This window comes from Exiguobacterium sp. SH3S1, assembly GCF_004337105.1.
GTDB classification, from domain to species: domain Bacteria; phylum Bacillota; class Bacilli; order Exiguobacteriales; family Exiguobacteriaceae; genus Exiguobacterium; species Exiguobacterium aurantiacum_A.
Genome location: NZ_SJUW01000012.1, coordinates 1 through 14,755 on the forward strand (window position 1 = coordinate 1; position 14,755 = coordinate 14,755).

At 51.6% G+C, this 14,755-nt stretch carries 18 protein-coding genes; 9 read left to right on the forward strand and 9 right to left on the reverse strand.

The annotated features are described in order from the left end of the window. The first annotated feature begins 319 nt into the window (after positions 1-319). Positions 320-1,078, forward strand: a complete 759-nt coding sequence (locus EVJ26_RS11955; protein WP_131468826.1) for a transporter substrate-binding domain-containing protein — start codon at positions 320-322, stop codon at positions 1,076-1,078. After that, positions 1,075-1,725: an amino acid ABC transporter permease gene (locus EVJ26_RS11960; protein WP_131458137.1), complete on the forward strand. Its 651-nt coding sequence runs from the start codon at positions 1,075-1,077 to the stop codon at positions 1,723-1,725. The genes EVJ26_RS11955 and EVJ26_RS11960 overlap by 4 nt, the downstream gene beginning before the upstream one ends. Positions 1,726-1,767: 42 nt before the next feature. Here the strand turns inward: EVJ26_RS11960 and EVJ26_RS11965 are convergent, their stop codons facing one another. Together EVJ26_RS11965 and EVJ26_RS11970 are read right to left on the reverse strand one after the other, a co-directional pair. Continuing rightward, positions 1,768-2,868 carry an ABC transporter ATP-binding protein gene (locus tag EVJ26_RS11965; RefSeq protein ID WP_131458135.1) on the reverse strand — a complete coding sequence of 367 codons (1,101 nt, stop codon included), beginning with the start codon at positions 2,866-2,868 and terminating at the stop codon, positions 1,768-1,770. A 104-nt stretch (positions 2,869-2,972) separates the two neighbouring features. Further along, positions 2,973-3,824, reverse strand: coding sequence for a PucR family transcriptional regulator (locus EVJ26_RS11970; RefSeq protein WP_131458133.1), 852 nt, complete (start codon positions 3,822-3,824; stop codon positions 2,973-2,975). 48 nt (positions 3,825-3,872) lie between these two features. On the opposite strand from EVJ26_RS11970, the gene EVJ26_RS11975 reads away from it, so the two are divergent. The 4 genes from EVJ26_RS11975 to EVJ26_RS11990 all read left to right on the forward strand — a co-directional run bounded on the left by EVJ26_RS11975 (position 3,873) and on the right by EVJ26_RS11990 (position 7,863). Beyond that, positions 3,873-4,991 (forward strand): DUF445 domain-containing protein, encoded by a 1,119-nt coding sequence (locus EVJ26_RS11975; protein ID WP_236634122.1) that lies wholly within the window; start codon positions 3,873-3,875, stop codon positions 4,989-4,991. A 37-nt stretch (positions 4,992-5,028) separates the two neighbouring features. Further along, positions 5,029-5,400, forward strand: a complete 372-nt coding sequence (locus tag EVJ26_RS11980; RefSeq protein WP_131458132.1) for a YlbF family regulator — start codon at positions 5,029-5,031, stop codon at positions 5,398-5,400. A 128-nt stretch (positions 5,401-5,528) separates the two neighbouring features. Next, positions 5,529-7,304: an SLC13 family permease gene (locus EVJ26_RS11985; RefSeq protein WP_236635570.1), complete on the forward strand. Its 1,776-nt coding sequence runs from the start codon at positions 5,529-5,531 to the stop codon at positions 7,302-7,304. A 70-nt stretch (positions 7,305-7,374) separates the two neighbouring features. Further along, positions 7,375-7,863 (forward strand): hypothetical protein, encoded by a 489-nt coding sequence (locus EVJ26_RS11990; RefSeq protein WP_131468822.1) that lies wholly within the window; start codon positions 7,375-7,377, stop codon positions 7,861-7,863. 32 nt (positions 7,864-7,895) lie between these two features. On the opposite strand, the gene EVJ26_RS11995 is transcribed toward EVJ26_RS11990, so the two are convergent. Genes EVJ26_RS11995 through EVJ26_RS12005 form a run of 3 tightly spaced genes read right to left on the reverse strand, consistent with a single transcriptional unit; the run spans position 7,896 to position 10,204 of the window. Next, entirely contained in the window at positions 7,896-8,108 is a 213-nt protein-coding gene (locus EVJ26_RS11995; RefSeq protein ID WP_236634125.1) for a YhzD family protein, read from the reverse strand. 45 nt (positions 8,109-8,153) lie between these two features. After that, positions 8,154-9,245 carry a DNA polymerase IV gene (gene dinB / locus EVJ26_RS12000; protein WP_236634120.1) on the reverse strand — a complete coding sequence of 364 codons (1,092 nt, stop codon included), beginning with the start codon at positions 9,243-9,245 and terminating at the stop codon, positions 8,154-8,156. A 35-nt stretch (positions 9,246-9,280) separates the two neighbouring features. Continuing rightward, on the reverse strand, positions 9,281-10,204 hold the full coding sequence (locus EVJ26_RS12005) for a CorA family divalent cation transporter (RefSeq protein ID WP_131458126.1): 924 nt from the start codon (positions 10,202-10,204) through the stop codon (positions 9,281-9,283). Positions 10,205-10,287: 83 nt separating this feature from the next. Here EVJ26_RS12005 and EVJ26_RS12010 point away from each other — a divergent pair, with 83 nt between their 5' ends. Further along, entirely contained in the window at positions 10,288-11,247 is a 960-nt protein-coding gene (locus tag EVJ26_RS12010; RefSeq protein ID WP_201738374.1) for an HD domain-containing protein, read from the forward strand. Positions 11,248-11,284: 37 nt separating this feature from the next. On the opposite strand, the gene EVJ26_RS12015 is transcribed toward EVJ26_RS12010, so the two are convergent. After that, positions 11,285-12,271, reverse strand: coding sequence for a peptidylprolyl isomerase (locus EVJ26_RS12015; RefSeq protein WP_131458125.1), 987 nt, complete (start codon positions 12,269-12,271; stop codon positions 11,285-11,287). Between the two features lie 151 nt (positions 12,272-12,422). Here EVJ26_RS12015 and EVJ26_RS12020 point away from each other — a divergent pair, with 151 nt between their 5' ends. Continuing rightward, a complete protein-coding gene (locus tag EVJ26_RS12020) occupies positions 12,423-12,758 on the forward strand; it encodes a DUF1878 family protein (protein ID WP_236635571.1) in 336 nt (111 codons plus the stop codon). On the opposite strand, the gene EVJ26_RS12025 is transcribed toward EVJ26_RS12020, so the two are convergent. Then, on the reverse strand, positions 12,745-13,308 hold the full coding sequence (locus EVJ26_RS12025) for an HTH-type transcriptional regulator Hpr (protein ID WP_131458124.1): 564 nt from the start codon (positions 13,306-13,308) through the stop codon (positions 12,745-12,747). The two genes, EVJ26_RS12020 and EVJ26_RS12025, sit on opposite strands and share 14 nt — an antisense overlap. Before the next feature lie 60 nt (positions 13,309-13,368). Then, positions 13,369-13,725, reverse strand: a complete 357-nt coding sequence (locus EVJ26_RS12030) for a hypothetical protein (RefSeq protein WP_233589624.1) — start codon at positions 13,723-13,725, stop codon at positions 13,369-13,371. Positions 13,726-13,893: 168 nt separating this feature from the next. Here EVJ26_RS12030 and EVJ26_RS12035 point away from each other — a divergent pair, with 168 nt between their 5' ends. Continuing rightward, positions 13,894-14,229, forward strand: a complete 336-nt coding sequence (locus tag EVJ26_RS12035) for a hypothetical protein (protein ID WP_131458123.1) — start codon at positions 13,894-13,896, stop codon at positions 14,227-14,229. A 52-nt stretch (positions 14,230-14,281) separates the two neighbouring features. Here the strand turns inward: EVJ26_RS12035 and EVJ26_RS12040 are convergent, their stop codons facing one another. Then, positions 14,282-14,710: an HIT family protein gene (locus EVJ26_RS12040; RefSeq protein ID WP_131458122.1), complete on the reverse strand. Its 429-nt coding sequence runs from the start codon at positions 14,708-14,710 to the stop codon at positions 14,282-14,284. Positions 14,711-14,755: the final 45 nt, after the last annotated feature.

Here is a 14,755-nt window from a genome sequence, read left to right on the forward strand (position 1 = left end):
TGGCGCGAAACAAAACGTCAGACCTGAAAGGCATGACGTTACAGAGCGTGATGGCGATCATCGCGGTAAACCTGAAGCGGATCATCACCCTCTCAAAAGAAAAAACAGGATAAGGGCAAGGAAAAAGAGCGATTGTCCCGACTTGAGTCGGTCCAATCGCCCTTTTTTCTGTTCACGCTCGGATAGAGCGGAGGTTTTTCAGTGCCCTCCAACTGGGAGCGGTGGTTTTTGTTTGACTTCTTTTAACCTCGTCAGTATGATGAGTATATTGCTCAAAACCATGTAATCATATAAGGATTATCAGGAAGGCGGAAATAACATGAAAAAATCATTAACGGCAGTTCTCGCAATCGGCGCATCGTTCGGGGTGCTCGCAGCTTGCGGTACAGAGACGGACAGTGGATCTGAAGAAACAGTCATCACAGTCGGGACGGAAGCGACATACCCGCCATTCACGTACAAAGATAAAGGTGAAATCACAGGGTATGACATCGACGTGTTGAACGAAGCGGCAGAACGTGCCGGCTATACGGTCGAATATGAGCCGATGGACTTCAAAGGACTCGTCCCGGCACTCGATGCGGAACGCATCGATATGATCGCGAACCAGATGAGCATCACACCGGAGCGTGAAGAGAAGTATGCGTTCTCGGATACGTACGCGGTCTCAGGTGCACAAGTCATCGTCGCTTCAGATAATGAAGACATCCAAGGCATCGACGACCTTGACGGCAAAGTCGTCGGTTCGACGCAAGGATCGGTCTATGCCCAGATGGCTGAAGAAGCTGGTGCTGAAGTGAAGTTCTACAAAGGCGCGAACCAAGTGCTGCAAGACCTTCAAGTCGAACGTCTTGACGCAGCGCTCAACGATCGTCTCTTCATCTTTTCAGAGCTCGAGAAGACAGGTTATGACGTGAAAGCGGTCGGTGACGTCTTCAACAAGAGCGAGGCGGGTTATATGACGCGTCAAGACAGCGACGTGCTCGACCAGTTGAACGAGGCGCTTGCTGAAATGAAAGAAGACGGAACGATGGCTGAAATCGGTGAGAAGTACTTTGGTGAGGACATCAGTCAATGAATGAACTGATCACGACCGTCATCGAGAACCGTTCGGCCTATATCGAAGCCGTACAATTGACGTTGATCGCCAGTATCCTGTCGATTATCCTCGCCTTGGTGCTCGGTCTGATCATCGCGTTACTTCACAGCAGTCCAATCAAAGTGTTGCGGTTGTTCACTCGGACGTACACCTCGTTCTTCCGGGGTACGCCGCTGCTCTTACAACTCCTCATCTTGTACGTCGGATTGACCGGGTTCGTCCAACTGAGTGGGATGCAGGCGCTCATTTTCGGATTGGGTCTGCACTTTGCGGCTTATATCTCGGAGGCGTTCCGGGCAGCCATCAATTCGGTCGATCGCGGACAAGTCGAGGCGAGTGTCGCCCTCGGGATCCCGCGGGCAAAACGTTTTAAAGACATTATCTTCCCACAAGCGTTATCACGGGCCATACCCCCGGTGTCGAACTCGGTGATTGATATCATCAAGTCGACGTCGCTCGGGTCGGTCATCGCCGTGCAGGAGTTGACGTACGTCTCAGACCAGATTGCAGCGACGACCTACTTGGTCATGCCGCTCCTCTTGTTCTCGGCCTCGATCTATTGGATCTTGTCGACACTCATTCAAGCAGGGCAGCATCGGCTCGAACGTCGTTATGCGACCCGCTAAACGAAAAATCCCCTCGATTCCAAGAATCGAGGGGATTTTGTATTAACGGATGACGAGCTCTGTCTCAGTGTCGAAGAAGTGTGCTTTCGTCATGTCGAGCGCGAGTTCTACGTCGTCACCCATGCGGATGTTCGAGCGGCCGTCGATGCGGGCCGTGAACTGGTGTCCGCCGAGCTCGGCGTAAAGGTACGACTCGGCACCCATGAGTTCAGATACGTCGATGTGTGTTTGGAACGTGTGTGTTGTCGGAGAGTCGATGTAGATCGGCTCATCGTGGATCGATTCTGGACGAATCCCGAGGATGAGCTCTTTACCGATGTAGCCGCGGTCGCGAAGACCTTTCATCTTGCCTTCAGGCACGTTGATTTCTTCGCCGTTCACGACGAACTTGCCGTCTGCGAGTGTTCCGCGGAAGAAGTTCATCGAAGGTGAACCGATGAAGCCGGCAACGAAGATGTTATCTGGGTTGTCGTATACTTCTTTCGGCGAACCGACTTGTTGGATGATCCCGTCTTTCATGATGACGATACGAGTCGCGAGTGTCATCGCTTCCGTTTGGTCATGGGTAACGTAGATCGTCGTCGTATCGAGACGGTTGTGCAACTGGATGATCTCTTTACGCATTTGTACGCGAAGTTTTGCATCCAAGTTTGAGAGCGGCTCATCCATCAAGAACACTTTCGCGTCACGAACGATAGCGCGACCGATGGCGACACGTTGGCGCTGACCACCTGAGAGTGCCTTCGGTTTACGTTGGAGGTATTCTTCAAGTCCGAGGATGCGAGCCGCATCTTGGACGCGACGGTCGATCTCTTCTTTCGGGAACTTCCGAAGCTTCAAACCGAATGCCATGTTGTCATAGACGCTCATGTGCGGGTAGAGGGCATAGTTTTGGAAGACCATCGCGATGTCGCGGTCTTTCGGCGCCACGTCGTTCATGCGTTTGCCGTCGATGATGAAGTCGCCGCTCGAGATTTCTTCGAGTCCTGCGATCATGCGAAGTGTTGTCGATTTACCGCAACCAGACGGTCCGACGAAAACGATGAACTCCCGGTCTTTAATGTGCAAGTTGAAGTCGCTGACGGCTTTCCCGTCACCACCGTCGTATATTTTATCAATGTGATTCAATTGAATTTCTGCCATTGTCGTTAGCCTCCTGAGAATGTGTTCTTGTATAATAGCGCTTACAAGATTGATTATAAGATGAAACCGCTTGCACTAGCTATGTACACGTTGCACAAAAACAGCTACTCAGATTTGTGCAACGTGACAATCAGTTGGAGTAAACTCGCATCATAAAACTGACGAGCGTCATATCCTGTCAGTTCATAGAGCCGATCGAGCCGATAATTGAGCGTGTTCCGATGCATGAACAGCGCCTTCGCCGTATGAGACACGTTCAGCGAGTTGGCGAACAGCGCCTCTAACAATTCTACACTCGTCTTATCGAGTATCGAATACGCCGCCTCGGTCAATTGGAGACGTGTGGCAAAAGTCTCATGGTCTTGTAGCAAGTAATGGTATAATAATTGACTAGCAGGGTAAGTTTTAGTAGGGAGTTTCGCGAACGGGCGCAACGTCATGTGTTGATGGTAAAGCGTCCCCAACACACCGAGCGGCCGTTCACTAAAGATGACGTGCGCTTCGACGTAGCAGTCGCTCGCGCCGGCACGCAATACGTCCTCGAAATCAGACAAGTCGACGAGTTGGTTCATCTCAATGATTTCAACGTGATGTCGCGTCATGACGACAATCTCCGCTTCTGGCATGAAGTCGTGTAAGATCTCTAAAAATTGCTCGAGCGATTCCCTCTCTTGATAGTGGAGCGATAGCGACAACAGACGGAACGGTTGCGCGATCCGATACGAATCGGTGAGCAGGCGGTTTTGCCATTTTTCTTGACGGGGGTCGGCGGTCGTCAAAAACGGTGTCGCCGACCATTCGAGCAGTTGCCGTTCACGCTCGTTCAACTCGGTTTTTGGCAAGCCGAACACTGTCCCGTCATGTGCTTGATACCAAGCATAGTCTCCGGATGCGTCTTCCGACCGATGGACAACGGTCGGGAAAATCGATTTAATACGATCAAACGTAGTCAACACAATCACCTCTTCAACAATGTATCATATTTCAGAACGGGGGCAGGCAGTTTGGATAGTCTACTAAAAATATTCATCATGATCGCCATCGGGGCGACAATCGGGGGAGTAACGAACTTCCTCGCCATCAAAATGTTATTTCGGCCCCACGAGCCAAAGTATATCGGAAAAGTCCGAGTACCGTTCACACCGGGGTTGATTCCGAAGCGCCGCGATGAGCTGGCGACGAGTCTCGGCAAGACGGTCGTGAAACACTTGTTGACGCCTGAAGGGATGCGGAAGCGCCTGCTCGACGAACAAGTGAACGGCCACATCACCTATTTCGTCCAAGAGGAAGTCCGGACGATGCTCCGTTCGGACAAGACGATTCGTACACTAGTCGAACCGCTTTACCCGGACGCCGAGTCGCGTGTGTTGACGGAAGCGGACACGAAACTCCGTCAAGAGCTCCGGCTCGTGCTTGCTGACGTCAAGTCACGCAAGCTGTACGAACTGCTCGGTGAGGACGGGATGGACCGTGTCCGTGACGTGATCCCGGAAATCGTCGACGCGATGCTCGTCAAATCAGAAGAGTATTTCTATTCGGCGGAAGGAGAGGCTCAATTGCGGTATATGGTCGACTCGTTCGTCCAACGCCGGCTCGGTTTTATCGCCGGGTTCATTCAAAATATGAACTTCGTCGAGATGATCCGCCCGGAGATTGTCAACATTTTACGTGGCGGATCGACTCGGTCCGGAATGGCGACGATGATCACGCGCGAGTTCGAACGGTTCAGTGAGCGTACGGTCGACACACTCTTAGATGAGCGGTTAGAAAACCGATTGATCGATGGGGTGACGACAGAAGTCATCACCCGTCTTCCGATCGGCGAATTGCTCGACCGGACCGTCTATTCGTATACACGAGACGTCGAGACGCGCATCGTCGACGATCTCGTCCCGAACGGGGTTCGGCTCGTCATCGAACGGTTCACCGATCAAATGGAGACGGTGATGGACCGTCTGAAAATCGATCAAATCGTGCAAGAGCAAGTCCAGTCGCTCGATACGTCGTACCTCGAGGAGATTGTTTTGTCGATCTCGAAACGGGAGTTCCGGGCAATAACATGGCTTGGGGCGCTGTTAGGTGGTATGATTGGGTTGATTCAAGGGTTGATTGCCATCGTTTGATCGGCCACGGCCCTAATAGTATTTAGGAGGACGTCACATGTCACAAACAAACTTGTACGATCATGCTAACCAATTGGAAAAAGCACTTCGCGAATCTGAGGAGTTCACAAATCTCTCTTCATTATACGATCGTGTCAATGCGGATGCAGAAGCGAACCAGTTGTTCGCTGACTTCCGTGATATCCAAATGAAGCTTCAGCAAAAGCAAATGCAAGGCGAAGAAATCTCAGAACAAGAGATGATGGATGCTCAAACGAAAATGATGAGCGTGCAACAGAACGAATTGATCATGGAGCTCATGCAAGAAGAGCAACGCATGCATCAACTGGTCACAGAAGTGACAAAAATTATCATGAAGCCACTTGAAGAGCTATACGCTCCGATGGTTAATGAAAACGAAGTTCAATAACACCTGTGCGGATGGCTTTCGAGCCATCCGTTTTTTGTTGACCGACTTGTCATATTCCTAATGATAGCGTTTACATAATGTGGGGTATAATAGCCTTGTACATCAATTCACAAGAGAGGGTGGGCGTCATGGTCACCTTGTTCATATTAGCGGTCATGATCATCTTTTTCATCGGGGGCTGGTTGCGGGCCGATCTCGTCGCACTCGTCGGGCTCGTCGCGCTCGTATTGACGCAGCAACTGTCGCCTGTCGAGGCGATGGCAGGTTTCTCGAATCCGGTCGTCTTGATGATCGCCGGATTATTCATCGTCGGAGCGGGCCTGTTTCATACAGGACTCGCCGAACGGCTTGGCGCTGGGCTCATTCCTTATGCGAAAGGGAGTGAGGTGCGTCTATTTCTCGTTCTGATGGTCACCGTGACGTTTCTATCTAGTCTCATGTCGAACACGGGGACGGTCGCGCTCTTGATCCCGGTCGTTCTCGCCATGTCGAGACAAACCGGTACGAATCCGGCAAAACTGTTAATGCCGCTCGCGTTCTTTTCAAGCATCGGCGGGACGATGACACTCATCGGCACCCCACCGAACCTTGTCGCCGCTGAGGCGCTCCGTGGTGCCTCAGTCGGAACGCTCGGTTTCTTCTCGCTACTACCGATCGGGTTCGCCGCCGCCGTCGTCGGGCTGCTCTACTTTTATGTCATCGGGAACCGGCTGCTCGATGCGGGCGAGGTTCGTTCGGTCGTCGTCGCTCGTCTGCCGATGCCTGACTTGAACATCTACGCGCTCACGCTCACGAAAGGTCATCCGCTTGTCGGGAAAGCACTCCGAGACGTGAAGTGGTCACGTGACGGTTTGATCGTCCTCGGCGAAAAGCGAAAAGGGCTCGCGCATCGACTCGTCACGGCTCGAGCCGATACGGTGCTCTATGAGGGACGTGTCCTCGTCAGCGGGGCAGAACCGGATGTTCGACGCGTCGCCCGTCAAGAAGGGTTGATCGTTGAACCGATGGAGCTGAAAGACGTCTACGGGAAAGGGTCAGGCGTCGCCATTTTCACCGTCCCATCTGATAGCCCGCTCATCGGTCACTGTCTCTCGGAAAGTCGTCTGCGAAATGACTACCGCTTGAACGTGCTTCAAGTCATCCGCCCGAACGAAGAAATTGCGATGACACGGCTGAAAGACGTCCCGTTAGAGCGAGGTGATATGCTCGTGGCCCAAGGCGAGTGGAGCGATTTAGAAAAAGCGGGTGACGAGACACACTTGTTGCTCGCGAACGAGCGCGTGACCGATGTCGCCAACCGAGCTGTGTCCGAGCGCCATCAACTCGCAGCCGGTCTCATCATGCTCGTCATGGTCGTGCTCCTCGTCTTCGAATGGGTCGACCCGACCGTTGCCGTTTGGCTTGCGGCCATCGCGATGGTGCTGACGGGAGCGGTCCGGCATATGGACGTTGCCTACGAGTCGGTCCAATGGTCGTCGCTACTGTTGATTGCCGCCATGATTCCAGTCGGGACCGCACTCGAAAACGCGGGTGTCATGGCCTGGCTTGTCACATGGATCAGTGAGTCGTTCGGGCGCGCTGGTCCGGTCTGGGTGCTTGTCGCCATCTTCGTCGCAACGATGGTGCTCAGTCAAATCATCTCCAATACGGCAACGGCCGTCTTGTTCGCACCGCTCGCCTTATCGCTCGCCGCGTCACTCGAAGTCAGTCCGGTGCCGCTCGTCGTCGCGGTCGCCGTCGCGGCATCACTCGCGTTTATGACGCCGTTCGGCTCACCGACGAACGCGATGGTGTTCAGTATCGGCGGCTATCGCTTTTTCGATTTCGTTAAAGTCGGTTTGCCGCTACAAATGATTGTCGCGGTCGTCGCGATGTTTTCGATTTTATTCCTCTTTCCATTCTGAAAGAGGAAATTTTTGTTAGTTGACGAATAAGACGAATAAGTTGAAAACAATGAACTAATGAGGTGAAGAGATGATGTGGAAACGAATCGGTATCCTCCTGTGCGTCTTCTTCCTGGCAGCTTGCTCGAACGCCAGTGAAGAACCGACGCTCGGAGAGGACGCGTTGCTGGCCAAAAGGTATTTGGAGGAGAAAGGTTATGAGATCGTCTCTTACAAGGGAGGGGACACGTCACGTTTCGAGAAGAAAGACCTTCTCGATTCACCTGTGCGAGATACTTGGAGCGTCCAGACGACGCCACCGGACGACTATATCGGGCGTGACATTAAGCGAGAGCATTTCGTCGTCCGTAACCATCTGCTCGATGATCAGTACGAGCTCGGACAGACGAACGTCTTGGTCCTAATTGATGACGGGGACATCATCGGCGGGACCTCATTCCCTGATTCAAAGGAACCGCTGATGGGGGCACCTTATTCACTGGATGGGAAGACGGCGGAAGAGCTACATCCCGATTATTGGACGTGGCGCGAACAATGGGAGACTAAATATAGCGAATAAACAAGCGCCTCGGGGTTCCCGAGGCGCTTCTGTTATGAGGCTGTGCTTTTCAGTTTTCCGGGAAGTTTGCACCGCTCGAAATAGATGAGTTGTCCTTGGCGGACGATGCGCGCCCCTTTATGGTCGTGACCGGCCTCCTGGAGCATCGCTAGCCCTTTCGCTTTTCCTTCTTCGTCGTTCGCTGCCTCGAATGAATCATTAAGTAAAATCGTGCCGTCATTCTCGAACGCGGTGACTGTGTACATGTTCAAACGGATCCCCCCCTTTTTTTCATTGTACTGAATCACCATTCATTCTTCAAGCGGTGGTTTCGTCAGTTCGTCGAACGTGAGCTGACGGGCTGTCTCCGTTCGGGGGATCAAATCGGAGACGGTCATGCCGATCAGACGGACCGGCTCGTTGATTGACATCTCATCGAACAAGCGTCGGGCGAGCCGTTTGATTTCGTCATGGTCATGGGTCGGATGGTTCAGCTTGATTTGGTGGCTGCGTGCTTGGAACTCGCTCGTCTTGATTTTGATCGTCACGGTTTGACAACTCAATTCACGGCGGTCGAGCTGTTGCAATACGTCTTCGATTTCAGGGATGACGCGCTCATACACTTCCTCCGGGTCGTCGAGGTCAAAGGCGAACGTCGTCTCCGAGCCGATCGACTTGCGTTCACGGGTCGGGACGACGGGACGGCTGTCACGTCCGTGGGCGAGTTCGTATAACTGGACACCACGGTCATGGCCGAGGATGGCCTTCAACTGTTCAGGTCGCGCCTGCTGGATGTCGGCAATCGTTTCAAACCCGTGCTTGAACAAAGTCTGGGCGGTCACTTTTCCGACACCGTGCATCGTCGTGATCGACAGCGGGGCGAGGAACGACTCGACTTCGTCCGCGGCGACGATAGTGAGGCCGTTCGGTTTGTCGAACCCGGAGGCGATTTTGGCGACGAACTTGGACGGGGCGACGCCGGCGGAAGCGGTCAGTCCGGTCCGGCGTTTGATCTCGCCGAGAATGTAGCGCGCCACGTAAGGAGCCGACGTGCTCATGAGCGAGTTCTCGGTGACGTCGAGGTACGCTTCATCGAGCGATAGCGGCTCGACGAATGGCGTCACAGACTTGAAGATCTTCATCACGTCTTGGCTCACTTGCCGATACGCCTGAAAGCGCGGCTTGACGAACGTCGCTTGCGGGCACAGGGCGAACGCACGGCGTGACGACATGGCGCTATGCACGCCGTATTTCCTCGCCTCATACGAACAGGTGGCGACCACTCCACGACTGTGAGGGGCGCCACCGACGATGACGGGCTTATTTCGCAAATGAGGACGGTCTCGTTGTTCGACGGATGCATAGAACGCATCCATATCGACATGTATGATTAAACGTTCCATCGGCATCTCCTTTCTGTTTCAATCGACTCCTTTCATTATACCGAACTTTTGTTCGTTTTTTTACTTCTTTGTTTATCGAGACGTTGTTGAGTTCGAGGCTGACTTGGGAATTGGAGCAATGAGCCGATCCAATTTTTTCGCTTTAACCAAATTTGAATCAACAGCGTGAACAGGATAATCATGAACCAAGCGAACAAATAGCCGAGCGGCCACTCGAGTTCAGGCATTTGTTTAAAGTTCATGCCCCAAACGGCACCGAAGGCGACGACCGGCGTCGTCAGTGCCGTGAAGACGGTCAACGCCTTCATGATCTCGTTGCCGCGAAAGTTTGACAGCGTCGAGGCGAGATCGGTCATCGCGATGACATCTTCCTGGTAGTGTTCAATTAACGTTAACAGCCGGTCGACACGGTACTCAGCAAGGCGATAAGACTTCAGCTCATTCAACTCTATGTCGAGGAACGCCTCTCGTCCCGCCATCAGTAGCTCGCGGTACGGGACGACCGTATCTGACCAACGTTCAATCTCACTCCGCAGCCCAAATATCTCGTTCATGAATTCAGGCGGAACTTGACCGCTCATTTCACGCTGTGACATCATCAGGCGTTCCTCATATTCATCAATCCCATGGAAGTAATAGTCCATCTTTTCGGCGAGCAGGTCATAGAACGCTTCAATCGGTGTGGCATATTGTTTCGCTGCGACGATCTCGCAGTACAAATCGTCAAACCCGATCGTCCATAAAAAGTCGCGCGTCACGAAATAGTGACCGATTTTCTGCGGTTCGCGTTCGAGCTGCTCATAGTCGAGCGTGAGCGAACCATACATATAGTCCTGCTCGACGATGATTTTCGTCACTTTGGCCGTCGTCAGTTGTTCGAGCCAATACGTGTACGCCTCCGCATAGTGGTCGTCAACGTGTACGATTTCCTCAGGTCGCGTGTACCAAGTCCAATTCATCCTTCATTCCCCCAATGTTCTTCTCTCCTCAAGTATTCCCGGTTTACCGAGAAAGTTGGCATCTGGGGCGAACTTTCGTTAAGATGGAAGTACTGACAAGAAGAGAGGTGCTTTCATTGACGACTAAAATCGGTCAGCTCAAAGTGGGCGACACGTTAAACCAATATGTAATGATCAAACAATCATATCGAGGGCTCGCCGGGAACGGGAAGCCTTATCTGACGCTCGTTTTATGCGATGAGAGCGGCGAAATCGAGACGAAGGTGTGGGATAGCGCTGATACCGAGAAGTACGGGACGAAAAAGATCGTCCACGCCTCAGGAGAAGTCATGGACTATCGGGGCCGGACGCAGCTCAAACTGAAGCAGATCTCGATTATCGAAGGGGAGACGGACATCGCACCGTACGTCCGCTCTGCGCCGATCCCGAAGTCGGAGCTCGAGACGACGATCCGGGCGTATATCGACGCGATCAGTCACGAGGGCATGCGGGAACTCGTGACGACGATTGTCGACCGAAACGAAGAGGCATATTTCACGTATCCGGCGGCGGTACGTCATCATCATGCGGTCTATTCAGGGCTCGCGTTCCACGTTATGTCAATGCTCAAACTGGCCGGAACGATGTGTGACTTGTATCCACAGTTGAACCGGGACTTGCTCGTCTCAGGTGTCGTCTTGCACGATTTGGCGAAAGTCATCGAGCTGTCGGACGCGATCACTCCGGAGTATACGCTCGAAGGCAAACTGCTCGGTCATTTGTCGCTCATGGCGTCCGAGATCGAAGTCACAGCCCGCGAGCTCGGGACCGATCGTGAAGTCACGACGCTGTTACAACATCTCGTCTTGAGTCACCATGGGAAGCCGGAGTGGGGCTCGGCGAATGCGCCGCAACTTCCGGAGGCCGAGATGCTGTTCTTCATCGATAACATCGACGCGCGGATGAACATGTTCGATAAAGCGTTCGAAGGTGTCGAGCCAGGAACGTTCACAGAACGGGTCATGGCGCTTGATAACCGGGCGTTCTACAAACCGAAGCTATAAAAAAAGGCAGGCATCCCGCGGGATGCCTGCCTGTTGCTTATTGTTCTGTCGACTCTTCAGCCGGTGCTTCTTCTTCCGCTTTGAGAGCGTCTTTTACTGCGTCGAATTGTGTTGAGGCTTTCGCGTCTTTCACGTCAACGTTGTATTTTTCGATCAACTCAGCGTAGATTTTGTTGGCGTCGACTGAAGCTGCTTTTTCAGTCGCCAATTCTTCACGGATGCGGTCTTTCTCGTCCTCGAGCTTGAGGTCTTTTTCTTTACGGTCTACGACTTTGATGACGTGGAATCCGAATTGTGATTGGACCGGCTCTGAGACTTTACCGACGACATCTTCTTGGAACGCGTATGCTTCGAATTCAGGAACCATGGCACCGGCTGAGAAGTAACCGAGGTCGCCGCCTTTTTCGCCTGAACCAGTGTCTGTTGATTTTTCTTTCGCAACGTCTGCGAAATCAGCGCCATCGTTCAACTCTTTGATGATCGCTTGCGCTTCTTCTTCCGTCTCGACGAGGATGTGGCTCGCCTGGACTTCGACGTTCTCTTTGGCGAATTGTGCTTCGATTTCTTCATCCGTCACGTCGACGAGTTCAGACTTGGCAGCATCGACGAGCATCTGCCCACGGAGCGCTTCTTTGAATTCGTCTGTGTCAGCCATACCAGCCTGTTGGATCGCTTGTTCGAACTCTTCTTTCGAGTTGAACTGCTCTTCCGTCTTGCTGAACTCTTCGTCGACTTTCTCTTGCTCGACTTTGTCGCCATACTCTTTTTCAAGAAGTGCGTTCATCGTTTCTTGGAAAGCGAGTTGTGGGACCATACGGTCGTAGCTCATGTCCGCGATTTCACCGCGCGTGATTTCGCCACCTTCGAAAGAGACAACAGCTGAGTTGTCAGAAGATCCGCCGCTCGTTGCAGCGTACGTACCGCCTACACCGATGAGAAGCGCGATTGCCGATGCGCCGACAAGGGCACCAGTTGAAAACTTTTTGTTTTGTTTGTTTGGTTCATTCGTCATTCCGTTTGACATATATTCCACCCCTAAAAATCTATAAGTTTCTATGTTCGACTATACCACATTTTGTTAATGCTGACAGCTGTTCGATTACCTGTGTAGTATCATAGCACAGAAACGTGTCGTATAATGATGAAAGAGAATGTGAAATGATGGGGTGGGAAACGTGTCGTTAGAAGAGAAAGTTAATCAGTTGTCTTTTCAGATGGAGCTGTTGCTCGGACTAGTCGATTGGTCGAGTCGGCCGTTTGAATATGAAGTCATCAAAGCAAACTTGACGAAGGAAGAAGTTGCGGACTTCTATAAACTACTCGACGAAATCAACAATCAACAAAATGAGCAAAGGCGTTACGGCTTGTCGTCCGTAGAGCCTTTGCTCGTCAGTTTCGTCGGGATGTTGCATCCGTCGTTAGACCCTGGGGTCATCTTGGCGGCGTGCGTCAAACAAGGGATCGCTCTCGAAATCACAGAGCCCCTTTACGCGCACGTCAAGCTTCTTTAGTCAGCTCGTCATCTTCGGGACGACGGCCTGCCTCTTCAGAAATCATTTTTGATGTTTCGGCGAAGATGTCCATAAAGTTGTCGCCGTACAGGCGGCGGACGATGGCCGTGATGTCCGTCAAGTCCGGGAACTTCCCATATAACTCCTGCAACGGGAGCGAGGCACGGAACACACCGTTCTCTTCAGGGTCGAACGCATGGATTGTTTTGAGCAAGAGCGCTTCACCTTCAGGCGTCAACTGTACATAAGTATTACGTTTGTCCGTTTCTTTTTTAGAGAACGTGAGGAGACCACGATCTTCTAATTTTTTCGAAAAGTTGAACGCGGTCGATACGTGCATCACGCCATATTTCGCAATCTCAGAGATTGAGGCGCCACCGAGCGCGTGGGCAATCCATAAAATATGATGCTCGTTTATGTTCAAATCGAAAGGCTTGATCCAGTTCTGCCAGTCTTTTTCGACCGTCTTCCACAATGCTTTACTGAGCTGAATGATTTTATGGCTATAGAGCATGGCCTCAGGGCCAGAGAATTCTTTTTCATGTTCCATCTCAATTCATCCTTTCCGGATACAAAGTGACTAAAACGACGGACGATGCCTAAAGACCGGTCAGTCGGTCTTCTTCGCTTTCGCTTCGGTCATATCTGACTGTACGTTTGAAAGCTCGTTTAGGTTTCCTTGGATCTGCTCGATTGAAGGCTGAATGTCTTGTTGATAGCGTTCGACCTCGGCTTTCACTTGATCCGTCAATTCTTTGCCTTGCAACTTACCAGCCGCCACCACTTGTGAAGCATCTTTGGCAACTTTTTGGAATTGTTCTTTCAACGTAGTGATTGTAGACGCCCGATGCTGATTCGATGCGGCATCGTTGGCCGTTCCACGAGCAATCTTTTTCACTGTCGCCACGCCTAAAAACGCTACGACAAAGCCAAAAGCAACCCACTCGCGACGATTGTGACTCGACAATACATTCCCCTCCTCAAGCACGATAATGCTAGAATACATTCTTTTCATATTATTTTACCAAAAAAGAGAGATTAAAAACCTATATCTCAAATAAAATTTTTCAGAACATTCAATTTTGACCGAAAAATCATTTTATTTTAAAATGAGGTCAAAGGAAGGTGACCTCCAGTGGACAAGCAAAAGCGTTGGTTCGATGACATGCTAGACTTGTACAACGCGGCGAAACAACTGGGAGATGACCCTTGGGCACATAAAATAATGGAAGCACTCGAGGCGGGATACGAAGCGTCAGAACAGAACGAACAGACGCGTAAACAAACTTTGCTTGAAAAGCGACTTTTTGAAATCGACACCCGTCTAAATGAATTAAGAAAAGAGTTCGAACAAGCGGAGTCTGTCAAATCTCGTCAGCAACTGTATGAGCAGGCGATCAAATTGCAAATAGAGCGGGCTCAAATTGAAGAAGAGCGGAAGCGGCACTTCAATTCGATCAACTCGTCATGAAAGACATGAAAGCGGACCAGGCTCTCGGAGGAGTCTGGTCCGCTTATTTTGTTCAAACACGTTGTTTGATTTGAGCCGCGAGCGTGTTCATTTCTTCTGGCGTGTACGCATCGTTATGGGTTTCCCATTTCGCATCGAAGCCGTCTTCTTGGCCGTAGCGTGGAAGCAAGTGAATATGGAAATGGTACACCGTCTGACCGGCGATCTCTTCGGCGTTCGAGAGGACGTTCATCCCGATCGCGCCCGTCTCGCGTTGAAGCGCGCTCGCGATTCCCGGGACCGCTTTAAAGACGTCACTTGCGACGTCACTCGGCAGTTCGTAAATGTTTTTGGCATGATGTTTCGGGATGACGAGGGTATGGCCTTTCGTCACTTGGGAAATGTCGAGAAAAGCGACGACGTCATCATCTTCGTACACCTTGTAAGAAGGGATGTCGTTGTTGACGATTTTACAAAAGATACAATTGGCATCGGTATGCATCGTATTTCCTCCATTCATGAAATGACTGATCGATTTCATCATAAC